This window comes from Burkholderia sp. Bmkn7, from assembly GCF_041103175.1.
In the GTDB taxonomy this organism is placed as follows: Bacteria; Pseudomonadota; Gammaproteobacteria; order Burkholderiales; family Burkholderiaceae; genus Burkholderia; species Burkholderia cepacia.
Window position 1 is genome coordinate 1244300 of record NZ_JBGCUH010000001.1, and the last position, 17704, is coordinate 1262003.

General features: G+C 67.3%; 16 protein-coding genes. 5 read left to right on the forward strand and 11 right to left on the reverse strand.

From position 1 onward, the window contains the following. Positions 1 to 246 precede the first annotated feature (246 nt). The 4 genes from AB3K92_RS05565 (at position 247) to AB3K92_RS05580 (ending at position 5171) form a co-directional block, all read left to right on the forward strand. Positions 247 to 1692 carry an aldehyde dehydrogenase gene (locus AB3K92_RS05565; RefSeq protein ID WP_048027942.1) on the forward strand — a complete coding sequence of 482 codons (1446 nt, stop codon included), beginning with the start codon at positions 247 to 249 and terminating at the stop codon, positions 1690 to 1692. Positions 1693 to 1756: 64 nt separating this feature from the next. Beyond that, positions 1757 to 3121: an aspartate aminotransferase family protein gene (locus AB3K92_RS05570; protein WP_059495601.1), complete on the forward strand. Its 1365-nt coding sequence runs from the start codon at positions 1757 to 1759 to the stop codon at positions 3119 to 3121. A gap of 145 nt (positions 3122 to 3266) precedes the next feature. Beyond that, entirely contained in the window at positions 3267 to 3830 is a 564-nt protein-coding gene (locus AB3K92_RS05575) for a cytochrome b (protein ID WP_048027888.1), read from the forward strand. Between the two features lie 192 nt (positions 3831 to 4022). Then, a complete protein-coding gene (locus tag AB3K92_RS05580; protein ID WP_369464609.1) occupies positions 4023 to 5171 on the forward strand; it encodes a porin in 1149 nt (382 codons plus the stop codon). Between the two features lie 57 nt (positions 5172 to 5228). On the opposite strand, the gene AB3K92_RS05585 is transcribed toward AB3K92_RS05580, so the two are convergent. Further along, positions 5229 to 6284 carry a porin gene (locus AB3K92_RS05585; RefSeq protein ID WP_021157750.1) on the reverse strand — a complete coding sequence of 352 codons (1056 nt, stop codon included), beginning with the start codon at positions 6282 to 6284 and terminating at the stop codon, positions 5229 to 5231. A gap of 312 nt (positions 6285 to 6596) precedes the next feature. On the opposite strand from AB3K92_RS05585, the gene AB3K92_RS05590 reads away from it, so the two are divergent. Next, complete coding sequence (locus AB3K92_RS05590) at positions 6597 to 7325, forward strand: IclR family transcriptional regulator (protein WP_021157752.1); 729 nt, start codon at positions 6597 to 6599, stop codon at positions 7323 to 7325. Between the two features lie 42 nt (positions 7326 to 7367). Here the strand turns inward: AB3K92_RS05590 and AB3K92_RS05595 are convergent, their stop codons facing one another. The 10 genes from AB3K92_RS05595 to AB3K92_RS05640 form a co-directional block, all read right to left on the reverse strand. Continuing rightward, a complete protein-coding gene (locus AB3K92_RS05595) occupies positions 7368 to 8819 on the reverse strand; it encodes an NAD-dependent succinate-semialdehyde dehydrogenase (protein WP_369464610.1) in 1452 nt (483 codons plus the stop codon). An 84-nt stretch (positions 8820 to 8903) separates the two neighbouring features. Then, positions 8904 to 9236, reverse strand: coding sequence for an NIPSNAP family protein (locus tag AB3K92_RS05600; RefSeq protein WP_021157754.1), 333 nt, complete (start codon positions 9234 to 9236; stop codon positions 8904 to 8906). Next, a complete protein-coding gene (locus AB3K92_RS05605; protein ID WP_021157755.1) occupies positions 9226 to 10854 on the reverse strand; it encodes a bifunctional 3-(3-hydroxy-phenyl)propionate/3-hydroxycinnamic acid hydroxylase in 1629 nt (542 codons plus the stop codon). The genes AB3K92_RS05600 and AB3K92_RS05605 overlap by 11 nt, the downstream gene beginning before the upstream one ends. Continuing rightward, a complete protein-coding gene (locus AB3K92_RS05610) occupies positions 10851 to 11732 on the reverse strand; it encodes an alpha/beta fold hydrolase (RefSeq protein ID WP_042973696.1) in 882 nt (293 codons plus the stop codon). The genes AB3K92_RS05605 and AB3K92_RS05610 overlap by 4 nt, the downstream gene beginning before the upstream one ends. A gap of 26 nt (positions 11733 to 11758) precedes the next feature. Then, positions 11759 to 12364: an amino acid synthesis family protein gene (locus AB3K92_RS05615; protein WP_021157757.1), complete on the reverse strand. Its 606-nt coding sequence runs from the start codon at positions 12362 to 12364 to the stop codon at positions 11759 to 11761. Between the two features lie 50 nt (positions 12365 to 12414). Continuing rightward, the gene (locus AB3K92_RS05620) at positions 12415 to 12930 is read right to left on the reverse strand and encodes a VOC family protein (protein ID WP_021157758.1); all 516 of its coding nucleotides are present in this window, start codon (positions 12928 to 12930) and stop codon (positions 12415 to 12417) included. Between the two features lie 12 nt (positions 12931 to 12942). Beyond that, complete coding sequence (locus AB3K92_RS05625; RefSeq protein ID WP_021157759.1) at positions 12943 to 13980, reverse strand: sialidase family protein; 1038 nt, start codon at positions 13978 to 13980, stop codon at positions 12943 to 12945. Positions 13981 to 13995: 15 nt separating this feature from the next. Further along, positions 13996 to 14808 (reverse strand): SDR family NAD(P)-dependent oxidoreductase, encoded by an 813-nt coding sequence (locus AB3K92_RS05630; RefSeq protein WP_021157760.1) that lies wholly within the window; start codon positions 14806 to 14808, stop codon positions 13996 to 13998. Positions 14809 to 14857: 49 nt separating this feature from the next. Beyond that, positions 14858 to 16438, reverse strand: a complete 1581-nt coding sequence (locus AB3K92_RS05635; protein WP_060089436.1) for an acetolactate synthase large subunit — start codon at positions 16436 to 16438, stop codon at positions 14858 to 14860. A gap of 454 nt (positions 16439 to 16892) precedes the next feature. After that, the gene (locus AB3K92_RS05640) at positions 16893 to 17168 is read right to left on the reverse strand and encodes a DUF1016 N-terminal domain-containing protein (protein ID WP_306415649.1); all 276 of its coding nucleotides are present in this window, start codon (positions 17166 to 17168) and stop codon (positions 16893 to 16895) included. Between the last annotated feature and the right edge of the window lie 536 nt (positions 17169 to 17704).

Genomic DNA, 17704 nt, shown 5'->3' on the forward strand with positions numbered 1-17704 from the left:
TGCCGCGCCGCCCCGTCGTCCCGTTACGCCCTCCCCGGGCATTTCCCGCTGCCGACGCGACTCGCAATGCGTCGCGCCGGCACGGGTATTCCCTATCCCGATCGCACAGCAACGATTGCCGATAGCGGACAAGGCGCGCGATTTCATCGACATACAGTGAAAGCGACGTCGCCGCAGCACGGTGGCAGCCGCCCTCGCCGCCGCCCCGTTCAGCCCGACGATTCGCCCCTGTGAAACATGGACACCATGATGAAAATTCAGAATCTGATCGGCGGCAGGCATTGCGATGCAGCGACCGGCCGCACTTTCGAAAAGCTGGCGCCGGCAACCGGCGACTACGTCGCCGCCGTGCCCGCATCGACCGCCGAGGACGTCGATCGCGCGGTGCGTGCCGCGCACGCCGCGCTGCACGACGACGCGTGGGCCCGCGCCGGCGGCTCGGCCCGCGCCCGCTGGCTCCTTCGGCTCGCGGATCTGGTCGAGCGCAACGGCAATGCGCTGACGGAATTGCTGGCCGTCGAACAGGGACGCCCGCTTGCCGAGATGCGCATGATGGACCTCCCGATGTGCATCGACACGCTGCGCTATTTCGCCGGCTGGGCCGACAAGCTCGAGGGCCGCACGATTCCGACCGACGGCTTCATGGGCCGACCGACGCTCAGCTACACGCGGCGTGCACCGGTGGGCGTCGCCGGTCTGATCATTCCGTGGAACGCGCCGTTGATGATCGCCGTGTGGAAACTCGCGCCGGCGCTCGCGGCCGGCTGCCCCGTGGTCATCAAACCGTCGGAGGACACGCCGCTGGCCGTCGCCCGGCTCGGCGAACTCGTCTGCGAAGCCGGCCTGCCCGCCGGGGTCGTCAACATCGTTCACGGCGTGGGCGCGGAAGTCGGCGCCGCGCTGGTCGCGCATCCGCTCGTGAACAAGATCAGCTTCACCGGCAGCACCGAAGTCGGCCGCGCGATCGCGACCGCGGCAGCGAAGACCTTCAAGCGCGTCACGCTCGAACTCGGCGGCAAGGCCGCGCAGATCGTGTTCGCGGATGCCGATCTCGATCGTGCGATTCCGTCGCTGATGGCCGGCATGTTCGCGAACCAGGGCCAGACGTGCGCGGCCGGCTCGCGCGTGCTCGCGCACCGCTCGATCGCGCACGCACTCGAAGAGCGGCTTGCCGAGGCGGCCCGGGCCATCCGTGTCGGTCCGCCGTCGGAGCCCGGCGTGCAGATGGGCGCGCTGATCAACCCGCGTCACCTCGCGCGCGTCCGTGCGCTCGTCGACGGCGCGCTCGCCGAAGGGGCGGTCATGCTCGTCGGCGACGAACAGGTGCCGCCGCGCGGCTGCTTCATGCGACCGACGATCCTGGGCGGTGTCCATCCGGGCATGCGAATCGCCCGCGACGAAGTGTTCGGCCCGGTCGGCATGGTCATGCCGTTCGAGACCGAGGACGAGGCCGTTCGCATCGCCAACGACACGCCGTTCGGCCTCTCCGCTTCGGTGTGGACACAGGATGTCGACACCGCGCACCGCGTCGCCGAGCGGCTCGACGTCGGCGCGGTCGCAATCAATGCATGGAGCCCGATCGACGCACGCCTGCCGTGGGGCGGCACCAAGCAAAGCGGGATCGGGCGCGACCTGTCGAAGGCCGCGCTCGATGCATACCTCGAGGAAAAGATCGTCACCGCAGCCCTGTGACCCGCGGCGCACACCACGTCGCCCCCCTCTGTTCAAGCACTTCGTAAGAGAGACGAGAGACACCATGGACTATCAAAAGCGTCAAAAACGATTCTGGCATCCGATGAGCTCGGCCGCCGCCGGCCATACGACCCCCACCGTCGTCATCGCACGCGGCGACGGCAACTACGTGTACGACGTCGACGGCCACCGCATGCTCGACGGCGTCGGCGGACTGTGGAACGTCAACGTCGGCCACAACCGGCCGGAGGTGAAAAGCGCGATCGCGCGGCAGATGGACGAGCTGTCTTACTACCAGACCTTCGACGGCGTCGCCCATCCGCGCGTCTACGACCTGGCCGACCGCCTGTGCGCTATGTTCGCGCAGGAGGACATGCAACGGGTGATGTTCGGCAGCGGCGGGTCCGACGCGATCGAGACCGCGCTCAAGATGGCGCGTCAGTACTGGGTCGCCGCAGGCGAGCCGTCGCGCACGAAATTCCTGTCGCTGCGCAACGGCTATCACGGCGTACACATGGGCGGCACCTCGATCGGCGGCAACGGCGTCTACCATTACAATCACGGCCCGCTGCTGCCCGGCTGCGTGCTGCTCGACACGCCGTGGCTCTACCGCAATCCGTGGAACTGCGACGATCCGCAACAGCTCGTCGAGCACTGCATCCGGCAGCTCGAGGAAACGATCGCGTTTCACGGCCCGCAGACCATTGCCGCGTTCGTCGCCGAACCGGTGCAGGGTGCCGGCGGCCTGATCGTCCCGCCGGCCGATTACTGGCCGCGCGTGCGGGCCGTATGCGACCGCAACGGCATCCTGCTGATCGCCGACGAGGTGGTCACCGGCTTCGGCCGCACCGGCAGCCTGCTCGGCAGCCGCGGCTGGGGCGTCGCCGCCGACATCCTGTGCGTCGCCAAGGGCATTTCCGCCGGCTACGTGCCGCTCGGCGCGACACTGTACAACGGCCGGATCGCCGACGCGATCGAACATGGTGCGGGCTTCTCGCACGTGGTCATGCACGGCTATACGTACAGCGGGCATCCGCTCGCTTGCGCGGCGTCGCTTGCCGTGCTCGACATCGTCGAGGCCGAGGATCTGCCCGGTAATGCGGCGCGGGTCGGCCAGCGCCTGCTCGAGCAATTGCTGCCGCTGAAGGCCGACTTCGAGACGGTCGGCGACGTCCGCGGCAAGGGACTGATGCTGGCGCTCGATCTGGTGACCGACAAGGCCAGCCGCACGCCGCTCGATCCGGGACAGGGGTTCGCCGCCCGCGTGGCCGATGCCGCGCGCAGGCGCGGCGTCCTGGTACGGGCGATCGCGAACAAGGTCGTGATGTCGCCGCCGTTGACGCTGCGGCAGGACGAAGCCGACTTCATCGCGGTGACGCTGCGCGAAGCACTGCAGGAATGCTGCGCGGATTCGCTGGCGATCGCCTGAGCGCGCGAAATAGCCTGGCGCACGGGCCTCTCGTCGAAGGTTCGTGCGCATCGCCATCCGGCCTCGGTTCGACGAAGATCGGCGCGAGACGTTGACGATCGGCATCCCGCCTGTCGCAGTGTCGCTTCAAAGGAAGACAAATCAAATGGAACACCAGGCCATTGCATTCACCGTGGAGAAATACCCGCTCGCGCTTCGGCTGTTGCACTGGGTCAGGGCGATCCTGATCGGCGCGCAGCTCTGGACCGGCTGGACGATGGTCCGGCTCGACGACAACCTGCCGGCCAAGTTCGACTGGTACTACCCGACGCATAAGGAGTTCGGCGTGCTCACGCTGCTGGTGGTCGTCACGCAACTGGCGATTCGGTCGATGAAGCCGTTGCCGCCGCTGCCTGCCACCCTGCCGACGCTCGACCGCAAGCTCGCCAAGATCGGCCACTACCTGCTGTACGCGCTGGCGATCGTCGTGCCGCTGATGGGTTATTCGATGTCCAGCACTTTCACGCAGAGCGACGGCGTGCCGTTCTTCTTTTTCCGCGTACCCGAGCTGCTGCCGAAGAACGACCACTGGTTCGAGGCGTTTCAGTGGCTGCACCGGACGCTCGCCTACACGTTGCTCGCGCTCATCGTGCTGCATGTGCTCGGCGCGCTGAAGCACCGCTTCTTCGACCGCAACCCGGAAAACGACGTGCTGCGGCGGATGCTGTAGCTCCGCTACGCGGAACCTCGCGCCCGGCGAGGCGCCGTATTCGGTCCGCTCGATCGCGGCGGACCGATTCTCTTCCCGATACATATTTCGTTTAACTAACGATAAACGGACCCGCCGCACGCGTCCGGTGCTGACGCACGCCGTCGGAAACCGTGTCGCCACGCGTGGGCCGCCCACACCTGGAGATCGACGATGAAGAAGATGATGGCGGCCGTATCGGCCGCGAGCGCCATGGGTTTCGGCCTGCCGGCCCACGCGCAAAGCACCGTGACGCTGTACGGCCTGATCGACGAAGGCATCAATTTCACGAGCAACGCGGGCGGCAGCACGGCTTACCAGATGATCAGCGGCGATACCGTCGGCAGCAACTGGGGGTTGAAAGGTACCGAAGACCTCGGCGGCGGCCTGAGGGCGCTGTTCCAGCTCGAAAACGGCTTCAACGCGAGTACGGGCGCGCTCGGCGTGACGTCCCGGATGTTCGGCAGGCAGGCTTATGTCGGACTCGATTCCGACCGGTTCGGCACGCTTACGCTCGGCCGCCAGTACGACCCCACGCTCGACATGTGGAGCCCGTTCACGGCCACCGGAAACTGGCTCGGCGACTTCGGCGCGCACCCGTACGACAACGACAACGCCGACTGGGACTACCGCATCCAGAACAGCGTCAAATACGTGTCGCCCGCGTATGCCGGCTTCAAGGGCGAAGTGCTCTACGGCCTCTCGAACCAGGCGGGCGGCTTCGCGCGAAACCGCGTCTACAGCGCGGCCGTGCAGTACCAGATGGGCGCGTTCTCCGCCGCCGTCGCCTACCTGAAGGCAAACAACGGCGGCGCGACCGCGGGCGGTGCGCTGTCGAGCGACGACACGGTATTCAGCGGCCGCTCGCAGCAGAACATCGATGCCGGCGCGTCATACAAGTTCAGCGACAAGTTCACGCTCTCCGCCGCGTATTCGCACGTCGACGTGACCAACCCCGAATCGAATCTCTATTTCGCGAACCCGCCTGCGGCAGGCACGCAGAACGCGTGGAAATTCGACAACTTCGAGGTCAACGGCCAGTATTTCTTCCGGCCTGACTTCTGGCTCGGTGCCGCCTATGCATTCACGCATGCGCATGTCGCCACGACGGCCGGCGACGCATCGCCGAGCTGGCACCAGCTGTCGATGATGCTCGACTACGACCTCAGCAAGCGGACCTCGACCTACCTCCAGGCTGCATACCAGCATGCAACCGGCAACACCGGTACCGACTTCGACCATGCGCACGTGCTCGGCACGGCCGGGCAGTCGTCGGGCCGCAACCAGCTGGCGCTGCGGATCGGGATGATGCATCGGTTCTGAGCGCGGCGACCCGCGGGCCGGGTTGCCGCACGCGGCAACCCGTGCTTTCCCGTGCGGTCAGAACTGATGCCGCACCCCGACGCGCACCGCGGTCTGCGACGCGCCTGCCGCCGCTGCGCCAAGCGCGGCCTCGACCTGGGCGCCGTAAGCACTGTCGTGCCCGCGCGCGACCACCGCGTACAGCCCCGTGCGCTTCGACAGCGAATAGTCGGCGCTCAGCGTGATCTGGTTGGCCGAGCCGATGTCCCCGCCGCGCTGCTGGTACTGGAAACCGCCGCCGAGCTGCAACGAGGGCGTGACCGAATAGGTCAACCCGGCGTCGTAGGTAGTGGCGCGCAACGGCGCGGCAGCGCTGATCCGTACGTCCGACACCATGCCGAAGACGCGGAACGGCCCGACGTTGTAGCCGGCCCCGCCCGAGAAGTTGCGCAGATTGCCGCCGGCAGCCACGTCGTGCTGGCCGAAATAGGCGAACGCTGCGCTGAACGCGCCTTGCGTGTAGGACAGCATCGCGCTTTGCACGCTGCTGCGCGCGACCGTGCCGGGCACGTTGCCGAACCCCCACATGCCGCCGAACGCGACACCGCCGAACGTCGGACTCACGTACTTCACCGCGTTGTTCACCTGCACACCCCACACGCGGTTGTCGAGCGCGCCGCCCGCCGACGCGTTCGCCGGCAAGCCCCACGCGAGCAGCCCGGCCGGCGTGTTCGCGCCGATCGCGAACGACGGCATGAGATCGCCGACGAAATCGAACTGCCGCCCGAGCGTCACGGTGCCCCAGTCGCCGCCGAGCCCGACGTACGCTTGCGAACTGAACGCGGAGCCCGGCACGGTCAACGTGCCGTCCGATGTCTGGAACTGGCTTTCGAGCCGGAATACCGCGAAGTTGCCGCCGCCGAGGTCTTCCCTGCCCGTCAGGCCCCACACGTCGTTGCGCGACACGCCCGCCTGGAGCGCGAGCTGGCGGCCGCCGCGCGGCGCGGAAGCGACGTCGCTCGTGTAGGTGATGCCGGTGTCGAGCGAACCGTAGAGCGTCACGCTCGACTGCGCGAACACCGGCGAAACCGCACCGCAGCCGCACAGCGCCACCATCTTCAACCACGTTCCCATCTTCTTCTCCTCATCGAATATTCATGCATCGCGTCCGCGAGCCGGATCGCACGCAGGCCGTGTCGGGTTGCGTTATCTGCATCGTCAACATAGGATTCCATATTGATTCGATGCGACGCGATTACAGGACGATCAGCGGCATGTGTCACGCGCCTTCCTTGATGCGGGTCCGGTTGCCGCCGCCACGACTTAAGTTAGACTACGGCCCTGCCGTCGCCGATGTGTCGCGTCACCCGCGACCGCGGCGCAGCGCGAGCCGTTTCCGATCCTCCCGTTCCATTGCCGCAAGCCGCCTGATTTCCGGATCACGTCATGTCGAGCCTCACCAAAATGCTGTCCATCCTCGACGTCTTCTCTTCGTCCGCGACGTCGATGACCGCCGAGGAAATCGCCGAACACATGGGCTTTTCACGCACCACGTGTTATCGCTACGTGAAGGAACTGGCTTCCGTCGGCCTGCTCGTCGGCACCAACGGCCGCTATACGCTGGGCCCGCGCATCATCCATCTCGACTACAACATGCGGCAGTCGGACCCGACGCTCACCGCCGCGAAGCCCGTCATCCAGAAACTGGTCCAGGTCACCGGCGGCGATGCGCTCGTGTCGACGCTGTTCGACGAACAGATCATCAACGTCATGCACGAAACCGGTGCCGAAAACCTGCAGCTCGGTTTCGGCCGCGGCCGCATCATGCCGCTGTTCCAGGGCGCATCGTCGAAAGTGATCGTGGCAGCGATGTCGCGCGCGCGCCTGAAACGGCTGCACGAACGGCGCAACGCCGCGTTCGGCGAGTTCGCGGCCGACTGGACACAGTTCTGGCGGCACTGCCAGCAGATCGTCGAGACCGGCTACTGGATCTCGCGCGGCGAACTCGATGCCGGTTTCGTCGGCATCGCCGCCCCGATCCGCACCGCCAGCAGCGGCGAGATCAACAGCAGCCTGTCGCTGGTCTTTCGCGCCGAGCACTTCGCGCTGTTCGACGAGCACGTGCTCGGCAAGCTGCTGATCGACGCCACCGCGCAGATCGGCGAAGCCACCTGAAGGCTGGCGCGACGCCGCGCGCGGGCGCCGGCGCGCGCACCGTCAGTTCAGTTGCGTGATGAATTTGGTGACCAGATAACCGTCGAAGGTCTCGGTGCCTCCCTCGCTGCCGAAGCCGCTGTCCTTCACGCCGCCGAACGGGATCTCCGCCGGCCCCATGCCGAAGTGATTGATGTTGACCATGCCGGCCTCAAGCGCGCGGCCAATCCGGTGCGCGTTGCGTGCCGATGTCGTGAATGCATACGACGCCAGGCCGAACGGCAAACGATTGGCTTCGGCGAGCGCATCGTCGAGTGCATCGAACGGCACGATCCCGACGATCGGGCCGAACGGCTCGTCATTCATCAGGCGCGCCTCGCGCGGCGGTGCCACGACGACCGTCGGCGCGAAGTAATGGCCGGCCCCCGGCAAACGCGTGCCGCCCGCGACGATCGCCGCGCCGTTCGCCTTCGCGTCGGCGACGAACGCGTCGATCTCCGACACGCGCCGCGCATGCGCGAGCGGCCCCATCGTGACACCCTCCTCCAGTCCGTAGCCGACGCGGATCTTGCCCACCGCTTCCAGATACGCGGCAACGAAGCGATCGAACACCGCGCGTTGCACGAAGAACCGCGTCGGCGACACGCACACCTGCCCGGCATTGCGAAACTTGTACGCGGCCAGCATCGCCGCGGCGCGCTCGATCTCGGCATCCGCGCAGACGATCACCGGCGCGTGTCCGCCCAGCTCCATCGTCATGCGCTTCATGTGCGCCGCGGCGAGCGCCGCCAGCCGCTTGCCGACCGGCACCGAACCGGTGAACGAGATCTTGCGCACCTGCGGCGCCTCGATCAGTTGCGTCGACACGTCGCCCGGCACACCCCACACGATGTTCAGGCAGCCCGGCGGCAACCCCGCATCGTGGAAGAGGTGCGCGAGCGCGACGAGCGCGCTCGGCGATTCCTCGGGCCCTTTCAGCACCAGCGTGCACCCCGACGCAAGCGCGGCCGCGATCTTGTGCATCGCCTGGCTGAACGGGAAATTCCACGGCGAAAACGCCGCGCACACGCCGATCGGCTCCCGCAACACCGTCTGCATCACATCCGGCGAACGCGCCGGCACGACGCGGCCGTAGGTGCGACGCCCCTCCTCCGCGTGCCATTCGAGCTGTTCCGCGGACGACATGACCTCCGCGACCGCCTCGCGAAGCGGCTTGCCCTGGTCCATCGTGATGTGGCGGCCGATTGACTCGGCGCGCTCGCGCGCGAGCGAGGCGGCGCGCCGCAGGATGTCCGAGCGCACGAGCGGCGACTCGCGGCGCCATGCCGCGAACGCGCGATGCGCGGCATGCACGGCGGCGTCGATATCGGCCCGCGTCGCATGCGGCAGGTCGCCGAGCACGCGGCCGTTGCCCGGATCGAAGACGGGCTGCGTGCGCCGGCCGTCGGCCGGCAGGAACCGTCCGTCGACATACAGACGAAGCGGCGGGTAATCGACGCACGCATCAGGCACCATGCGCGAAGTCAGCGGCGTAAACGGAATCAAGACGGAACCCTCGATTGAAAGTGCGCGGTTGGCGCGGACGGCGCGACGGCCGCTTCACGCCGCCTGTTGCGGCGCATGCAGCAAGCCGCCGATTTCCTGCCGGAGAATCTGGTTTTCCTGCCTGACGAGCAGATGCCGGACCTTGCCGCGAAAGATCCCGAACTCGGGATCGGCCATCAGCGCGGCACGCCGCCGCGCACGCGTGTCGAGCGAATCGAATGCCCACAGATAGACGAGCTGGTTCAGCGGCCCGACTTCCGTCGCGAAACAGCCGATCATCGTGCCGAGCACCCGCTCCTGCGCGGCGCGTCCGCATTCCGCATACAGCCGCAGATATTCGGCGACGCCGCCCGGCACCAGCGTATAGGTGCGTTGTTCAACAAACATGCACTTCCTCCCGTTGTCGTGGCGCGAACGCCTGAAAGGCCGCGGTCGCGCGGGCCATCCCCACGGCGTCCGTCTGCGCCGCCACGTAGCGATCGGGGCGCACGACCACGAGCGGGCCGGCATGCCGGTCGAACCACGCCGCCAGCGCGTTGTCGACGTCCTCGACGCAGGCGCTGCCGTGCACGCTGGTCACGCGCCGGGCGCGACTCGACCCGCTGCGCGAACGGCTCACCTGCACGAACACCGCGCCGAGCGACGTCCAGTACGCGCGATCGTCGTCGCTCAGGCACGCTTGCGGATCGCACTGCCAGCCGACGATCGAGAACCACGGCCCCAGCACGTCATCGAGTTTGCGGCGCACGCCATCGGCCGTTTCGACGTCGGGCTGCACGATCATCCTGCCGACCGCATCCGATCCGCCGGGCAGCACGATGCCGCGCGTGTAGCTCGGCATCGGCTTGAACCGCATCTGCAGGATGTAGTCCTTCAGTCCCGGCGCGAAGCGGACCAGCCCGAGAACGCGATCGCGCACAAACGCGACGAGCCGGTTGGTCGGCATCAGCATCGCGCCGAAGGTGTCCGCGAGGTCGATCATCGCCTTCGCGTGATCGCGCCGCTCGGATTCGTACGTCGAGATCACGCCGGGATGCAATGCGCCACGGACGATGCCCGCCAGCTTCCACGCGAGGTTGCCCACGTCGCGCAGGCCCGCGTTCAGGCCCTGGCCGATCCACGGCGGACTCAGGTGCGCGGCATCGCCGACGAACGCCACGCGACCGACAACGAAACGCTCGGCCACGCGCGAATGGTGCGTGTAGGTTCGCGCGCGCACGATCTCGACGCGATCGATGTCGTCGACGTACGGCGCGATCAGCGCTCGAATCGAGTCGGGCTGGGCGATCGCCGCTTCGTCCTCGTGCGGGAACACGAGAAACTCCCAGCGCCGGAAATCGAACGGCAGATAGATGCAGACGTTCGGGCGGCGCGGGTCGCAGTTCAGGGCCGTGCAAGGCTGGTCGAGGCCGGCGTTCTTCACATCGACCACGACCCACTTGATCGGATGCGTCGTGCCGGCGAGCGTGACGCCGAGCAGCTCGCGCATCGGGCTGCGTCCGCCGTCGGCCGCGACCACGTAGTCGGCCTGGAGCGCATACTGCCGGCCGTCCGCGCGGCGCACCTGCAACGTGACGCCTCCATCGTCCTGTTCCACATCCACCACTTCCTCGCTGGTTCGCAGCGACACGTGCGGATAGCGGGCCAGCCCGGCACGCAGCGTTCGTTCGGCCAGTTGCTGCATGAAGATGTTGCGCCGCCACCAGCCGAATTCGCGGATCGACGGGCGGATATCGGCAAAGCATTCACCGTTCGCCTTGAACATGCGCAGCGGCACGTTCTGGATGATGTCGCGGCTCAGTTCGTCGGCGAGCCCCGCTGTCTGAAACATCCGCAACGCTTCGTCGTCGATGCCGACCGCGCGCGGAAATTCGACGACGTCCGCCGCCTTCTCGACGATCACCGTCGCGATGCCGTAGAGGCCGAGCAGATTCGCCATCGCCACGCCGTTCGGCCCGGCGCCGACGATCGCGACCGATGTCCGCTCCGGATTGTTCGCCTTCATGCGTCGGCTCCCGTCCGCCATGCCGGATCGTCGAGACGATCGAGCCAGGTGCGCAATGCGTGGTTGAACGCGGCGGGCTGATCGTCATGCACGTAGTGCGTCGCGCCCGGAATATCGAGCCAGTCGATGCCGGCGCTGGCCGCCATTTCGGCCGCCACTTCCGCGGCCAGGAAATCCGAATCGCCGCCGCGCAACAGCAGCGTCGGCACCTGCAGGTTGAGAACCAGCGGCCACAGATGGACGAGCTGCTCCGGCGTCGCGGCCAGCCGGGCCGCCGCGATCCCGGCGGCGTCGTGCCGCCACACGATCCGTCCGTGTGCGTCCTCCTTCAGCGAGTGCGCGACGCGCGAATCGAGCGCGGATTCCGCGATGTTCGGCCGCTGATGCCGCCAGAATGCGCGCGCGTCGTCCCACGACGCGAACGCGTCCGGCGTTTCCTTCAGCTCGCGCTTGATGCGCTCGGAACCTTGCGAGCCGGCCGACGCGCCCGGGCCCATGTCCTCGATCACGAGACCGGCAAGCCGGTCCGGATTCGATGCCGCGTAGACGAACGCATTGGCGCCGCCCATCGAATGCCCGGCCAGCACGAATCGTCGCAGGTCGAGCGCGCGTACCAGCGCATCGAGATCGCGAACGTAGGCCGCCGCGTAATAGTCCCGCCGCGGATCCCAGTCGCTCAGCCCGCGCCCGCGCTGATCGAGCGCGACGACCCGGTAGCGGTCGGCCAGCGCGTCGGCAACGGGCTCCCACGTCCGCGCGTAGCTGCGCAAGCCGTGCAGCATCACCACGGCCGGCGCATCGTCGCGACCCCAGCTCACGTAGTGCAGCCGCAACCCGTCGCTCTCGACCCATCCATCCTTGACGGACACCGTATTCATCATTCGCTCTCCGGCAGCCCCTGCTTTCACACCAGGCCGTCGCGGCCGACGATCTCGCTCGCCTTCAGCCCGCCGAGCCGCGCATGCAGGCGGCCGCGCGTCGCGAACGCGAAGATCACCAGCACTTCGTCGTCGTTGGGCGCGTCGGGAAACAGGCACGTCACCGTGTCGTAGTGCGAGCGCACGTAGAGCGCATCCTTGTGCGCGAGCGGCACGTCGATCACCGTGTTGATCGGGCCGCGCTTGCCGCTCGACGGCACCCACGATTTGCCGCCGCCCAATGCCGCACGGATCGGCTCCGCGAAGATCGACGTGAGGAACGCGTTGCCGTGTTCGTATTCGCCGGCCGAGCCGACCAGGCACGCCTTGCCGTAGCTCTCGATCGCGCGGCCCGCCGCGAGCGACTCGATGCGTCGCGCGAATTCCTGCCCGAGCGCCGGCGACGGGCGTACGAGATCGTCAAGATTTTCGCTGTACCGCCCCGCATACGGGTTGTGCACGGCCGCGGCGATCACGATCTTGCGCAGCGGCTCGCCGTCCGCGAGCTGGCCGGTCTCGTTCGCGAGCGAATCCTCGATCTGCGTATACCACTTGCGGATATGAAAGCCCTCGAAATTGGCGATCTTGCTCATCAGTAATCCTCTATAAAGTATCGATGGTGTCGGAATGGATGGCGGGCACGTCAGTCGAACAGCGGCTCGAGCTGAAAGGGATCGCTGGGCGCGTTGTACCGGTGCAGCACGCGCTTGCCTTCCTCGTCGTCCGTGACGGTTTCGCAAAAGAATTCGAGCCGGTTGCCGTCCGGGTCCGAAAAATACACGCCGATTCCGACCTTGTGATCGGTGATCTTCACGATCGGCACGTCGCGACGGATCAGCATCCCGTACAGCCGGCGCAGCTCGGTCAGGCCGCCCGCGATTTCGAGGCCGTAGTGCTGCAGGCCGATCGTGCCGAGTTCCGCATCGGACGCCGCGCGAATCAGCGCGATGTCATGGTGTTTCTGGCCGAACGACATGAACACCCACTGCTCGCCGCGAGCGGTTTCCGTCATGCCGAGCACGTCGGCATACCAGATGCTCGAGCGCACCGGATCGCGCACGAACAGCGACAGGTGCGTGCGCTGCACACGCGGTACCGGCAGCGGCAGCCCGCTTTCGTTCGCGTGCGCCGCCCGTTGCAGGAGGTCAGGCTGGGTCATCGCTCGCTCCGCTCAATGCGTCGACTGCGCGTGGGCGACGAGCGGCGCTTCGAACGGCGTCCACGCCACGGCCGTGATCTCGCTGAATTCGCGCCATTCCTTGGTCCAGCTCCGGCCGCCGTCGTGCGAACGGAACAGGTGCCCGTACTTGGTCCCCGCATAGACGAGCCCGGGCCGCGCCGCATGGACGCCGAATGCCCAGAACGTCGAATTCGGCGGCGTGTGCAGATCCGTCTCGTGCCATGCACGGCCGCGATCGGGCGAGCGGTAGATACGGCTGCGCGTGCCCGGCGTGCCGTCGCCGATCGCCATCAGCAGGTCGCCGCCGGGTGCCGCCAGCGGGACGACCGTGCGCGTGTAGTACAGCCCGTCGAAGCGGTCGCGCGACAGCTTGCCGTCCCAGGTCAGGCCGTCGTCGTCGCTCACGTGCACCGCGTTCACCGTCAGCAACACCGTCGTCTTCGGCTGGTGCGGCCCGGCAGGCAGCACGGCGATCGCATGAATGTCGCTGTTGCGGATCGCCGTGCCGGGGCCGTCCACGCGCGTCCAGGTCGCACCGGCGTCGCGGCTGCGCCATGCGCCGCCTTCCTCCACGCCGTACCACACGTTGCGGCTGTCTTCCGGGTCCACGCAGATCGTCAGCAGCCGCGGACGATTGACGCCTGAACAGAACTCCGGAAACTCGGGAGCCGTTCGCGCCCAGGTCAGCCCCGCGTCGCTCGACTTGTAAAGCGCGGCACGCGACGGCGCGCCGGTGCCCGCATACAGCACGGCCGGATTCGCCGGATCGATCGCGATGGACCAGACTGCCTGCCCGTTCAGCAGGTTCTCGGGGCGAAACCAGTGCGCGCCGCCATCCTCGCTGATGCACAGCCCCGAATCGGCGCCGGCATACACGCGCGACGGCGTAGCGGGATCCACCGCGAGCGCGCGCACGATGCCGTCGAACTCGATGGGCTCGTCCAGCCCGAGGCGATGCCAGGTCTTGCCGTCGTCGTTCGAGCGCAGGATGCCTTGTCCCGCGGTGGCGACCAGTACGGTTGCGGTCATGCGATGCTCCTTGTGTCAGAGAAAAATGCCGCGCGTGAGCCCACCGTCGCAGCCGATCGACTCGCCGGTGATCGAGCCGGACTTCGGTGACGCGAGAAACGCCACGATCCATCCCATTTCTTCCGGCTGCAGCACGCGCCGGATCGGCGTGACCTTCACGTAGTTGGCCTCGACCTCCGCGGCCGTCAGCCCCTGCTTCTGCGCTTCCTTCTCGTAGAGCTCGTGAATGTGCGGCGTCTCGACGACGCCCGGGTGAATCGTGTTGACCGTGATGCCGAACGGGCCGAGCTGGTCGGACAGCGTCTTGGTCAGGTGCACGATCGCGACGTTGCGCATGCCGGACAACTGCTTGCTGCCGCGGCCGGTGAGCCCGCCGATATTGACGATCCGGCCGAAACCATGGCGCCGCATGTAGGGCGCGGCCGCCTTCGCGCAACGCAGGTAGCCGACGACCTTGATGTCGATGTCCTGGAGCAGCCCCTGCGGATCCGCGTGCTCCAGCTCCGCGCGCACGAGGCCGCCCGGATGCGCAGCGCCGTTCAGCAGGATGTCGAGCCGGCCGAAACGTTCGACGCTCGCCGCCATCGCTGCTTCGATGGACGCCATGTCGGTCGTGTCGAGCGTGACGGGCAGGATCGCGCCGGCCGCGTCGCCCAGCGGCGCGAGCGTCGCGCGAATCTCGGCGGCGGCGGCCTCGAGGTGTTCGAGGCGTCGCGCGGCAATGGCGACGTTGACGCCTTCGCGGGCCAGTTCGAGCGCGACCGCCTTGCCGATGCCCATGCTGCCGCCGGTGATGAATGCGGCTTTTCCGTGGAGTTGCAGGTCCATAACGATGAAAGATCAGAGTCGGGATTGAAGAAGTCAGCGGGTAGCGCGATCAGGGCAGGCACATTTCGATGAGCCGCGGCCCGTCGGAGTGCGCGAGCGCGACGTCGAGCGCCTGGGACAGCGCCTGCACGGTATTCGCGCGCTCGGCCGGTACGCCGTAGCCGCGCGACAGCGCGAGCCAGTCGATCGGCGGATCGTCGAGCAGGGTCAGGCGGCTCGCGTGCGGCGTGTCGGCCGGCAGGCCGCCGCGTGCGAGCTCGGTCTGCAGGATGCCGTAGCGCCGGTTCGAGGCGATCAGCATGACGATCGGCAGACGCTCGCGCGCCATCGTCCACAATGACTGGATCGTGTACTGCGCGCTGCCGTCGGACTGCAGCGCGAACACGCGGCGCTCAGGGCACGCGACGGCGGCGCCGAGCGCCACCGGCAAGCCCTGGCCGATCGCGCCGCCCGTGTTCGTGAGGATCGTGTGACGGCGCGCGCGCGCCGACGCGGTCACGAACGGATAACCGCACGTGCCGCCCTCGATCGACACGATCGCGTCGTCGGGCAGCGCATTCGCCAGCACGCGGCCGACGGTCTGCGGCGTCAGCGGCCCGTCCTCCACGCGCCAGCGTTCGATAGGCACCCCATCGTCGTTCGTTGCCGCGCCGATGCGATCGGCCAGCGCCTCCAGCGCGTCGTCCGCCGCATCGCCTGGTGTTGCCAGCGTCACGATGTCCTCGGGCCGCGCGAGTTCGCCCGGAATGCCCTCGTAGCCGAAGTAAGTGACGGGCGCGAGCGCGCCGGCGAGCACCACGCGCCGACCGGCCAGCGCGGCGAGCGCCGGTTCGGGGAAATAAGGCAGGCGGTCGATGTCCGGCAGACCGCCGCCGCGCTCCGCCCGCGCAGGAAAAGTCTCGCTGAAGCAGGTCGCACCGGTGGCCGCCGCGATGCGCGCCGCCGCACGCTGCCCACGCGCCGACAGCGCGCGGGCGCCCATCAGCAGGACAGCGCGATGACCGCTGAGCAGCAGGTCGGCCACCTGTTCGACCCGAGCGGCATCGAACGTCACCGCAGCCGGGCGCACGATGGCGGGCCACGCCGCACTGCGCACCCGGGCCGATTGGAGATCGACTGGAAGCACGAGCGTCGCGACGCCACGCCGCGTGCCCATCGCGGCGGAAATCGCGTCGGCCGTATCCGTCGCGAGATCGGCGTCGCGCGCCACGCTGCGATACCACACCGACACCGGACGGGCGAGCGATTCGATGTCCGACGTCAGCGGTGCGTCGTACTTCAGATGCTCGCGCGTGTGATCGCCGACGATGTTCAGGATCGGCGTGCGGGCGCGGCGCGCATTGTGCAGGTTCGCAATGCCGTTCGCGTGGCCGGGGCCGAGATGCAGCAGCGTCATCGCGGGCTTGCCGGTCATGCGGCCATAGCCGTCCGCGGCGCCCGTGCACACGCCCTCGAACAGCCCAAGGATCGAGCGCAAGCCCGCCACGGTGTCGAGCGCACCGACGAACGGCATCTCGGTCGTGCCTGGATTGGCAAAACAGACGTCGACACCGGCGTCGCGCGCCGTGGTGAGCACGACGCTCGCCCCGCTTCTTGCTTCGGTATCGCTGCCCAACTGTGGGATGTTCATGCGGCTGCTCGACGGGTTTGGCTAAGGTGTTTTTACTGTAATCCCTAATTACGGGATTTGTCAAACACAACCGCACCCTTCCTCGTCAGAAGAAGAACGGGAAATTCCCGAAAATTTCCGGATTTCGTGGGGATACGCCCTACTGAAAAGACAACGCAGTATTTTGCATTTACCACAATTCGGGATTTGACCAAAAATGGAGGGGGATATGCAGCAAGTCGGCGCCCGTGCCGCGCACCGCGACAAACCTGCTCGAGAGCGCCGACGGTCATGGCCAGTACGCGCTGGACTCGCTCGGGTTCGGCACGAATTCGAAAGCGCTCGGGGGCTGTCCAGGGATCGCTTTTGTCAGCCGGTCAAGAATCGCCTGAAGGGCGTGACGACGAGCCGGCTGCAGGCGGCGCTGAGCCCGCGACTCTGGATCGTGTACCGCGTGAACCGCGGCGCACTCGATTCAGACAATGGACCCGGCTGCGAAGCCGGTGTGAAATGGACCGGCACGCGGTAGATCGCGACCGTGGCGACAGATGCCACCGACCGTCGTGCCGACCAGCCGGTTGGTGCGCAGGCCGGCCGCATAACGGGAGTTCATCCGCTCCTGCAACTGCCGCGACGACCAGCGCTCCAGGCGACAGAGTTCGATGTAGAAGTCGCGCTTGAGCGGGTCGTCGACGTACATCAACATCCTCAGATGGGTCCAGCTCAATTCTCTCCGCAGGGCGGAGAGAATTCAGCCACCGGCCCGCCGAGGCCCTCGCCTGTCACCGCGCCAAATGTGCGCGCGCAATTGAGCTTCGGCACCGCCAGAGACAAAGCCGCCCCTCCAGTCGCCCCGCCCAGATCGAAGAACCTCCAGGCCCGCGTGCGACGCAATGCCCAATGAACCCGCCCACCGACACGTCGTCGTCCGCGCCAGAATTACAGGGGCGCCGAGACGGTGGCGGCAGCGTTTTTCGATCGCCACGGCGGGGGCGCTCAATGCCCTTCGGACACGATGCCTCGCACGCGGAGGCTCCGCCTAAGTCCCGAAATGAAGGAGAACCTGGCCCTTACTATGTTCCCCTTCATTCCGCCGGATCCTGCCTCGAAATGGACCACTTCGGCGGAGCGCATCGCGCCCGTCTTTCACTGCACAACCGCGCACGTCCTAGCTCGCCCCCTGAAGTTTCTACGAAAAAAACTGTCAAACTTCCGCGTCCACACGCGCACCACACGTCGGTCGCGCTGGCTTGCAAACTCAGCCGTCTATCAACGCGCATCACACGC

Bases quoted from the DNA above. Each gene is read 5' to 3' on its own strand.
- AB3K92_RS05580 (WP_369464609.1), top strand. From the start codon at position 4,023: ATGAAGAAGATGATGGCGGCCGTATCGGCCGCGAGCGCCATGGGTTTC.
- AB3K92_RS05625 (WP_021157759.1), bottom strand. From the start codon at position 13,980: ATGACCGCAACCGTACTGGTCGCCACCGCGGGACAAGGCATCCTGCGC.
- AB3K92_RS05565 (WP_048027942.1), top strand. From the start codon at position 247: ATGATGAAAATTCAGAATCTGATCGGCGGCAGGCATTGCGATGCAGCG.
- AB3K92_RS05635 (WP_060089436.1), bottom strand. From the start codon at position 16,438: ATGAACATCCCACAGTTGGGCAGCGATACCGAAGCAAGAAGCGGGGCG.
- AB3K92_RS05595 (WP_369464610.1), bottom strand. From the start codon at position 8,819: ATGGTGCCTGATGCGTGCGTCGATTACCCGCCGCTTCGTCTGTATGTC.
- AB3K92_RS05610 (WP_042973696.1), bottom strand. From the start codon at position 11,732: ATGAATACGGTGTCCGTCAAGGATGGATGGGTCGAGAGCGACGGGTTG.
- AB3K92_RS05575 (WP_048027888.1), top strand. From the start codon at position 3,267: ATGGAACACCAGGCCATTGCATTCACCGTGGAGAAATACCCGCTCGCG.
- AB3K92_RS05620 (WP_021157758.1), bottom strand. From the start codon at position 12,930: ATGACCCAGCCTGACCTCCTGCAACGGGCGGCGCACGCGAACGAAAGC.
- AB3K92_RS05605 (WP_021157755.1), bottom strand. From the start codon at position 10,854: ATGAAGGCGAACAATCCGGAGCGGACATCGGTCGCGATCGTCGGCGCC.
- AB3K92_RS05585 (WP_021157750.1), bottom strand. From the start codon at position 6,284: ATGGGAACGTGGTTGAAGATGGTGGCGCTGTGCGGCTGCGGTGCGGTT.
- AB3K92_RS05615 (WP_021157757.1), bottom strand. From the start codon at position 12,364: ATGAGCAAGATCGCCAATTTCGAGGGCTTTCATATCCGCAAGTGGTAT.
- AB3K92_RS05590 (WP_021157752.1), top strand. From the start codon at position 6,597: ATGTCGAGCCTCACCAAAATGCTGTCCATCCTCGACGTCTTCTCTTCG.
- AB3K92_RS05630 (WP_021157760.1), bottom strand. From the start codon at position 14,808: ATGGACCTGCAACTCCACGGAAAAGCCGCATTCATCACCGGCGGCAGC.
- AB3K92_RS05600 (WP_021157754.1), bottom strand. From the start codon at position 9,236: ATGTTTGTTGAACAACGCACCTATACGCTGGTGCCGGGCGGCGTCGCC.
- AB3K92_RS05570 (WP_059495601.1), top strand. From the start codon at position 1,757: ATGGACTATCAAAAGCGTCAAAAACGATTCTGGCATCCGATGAGCTCG.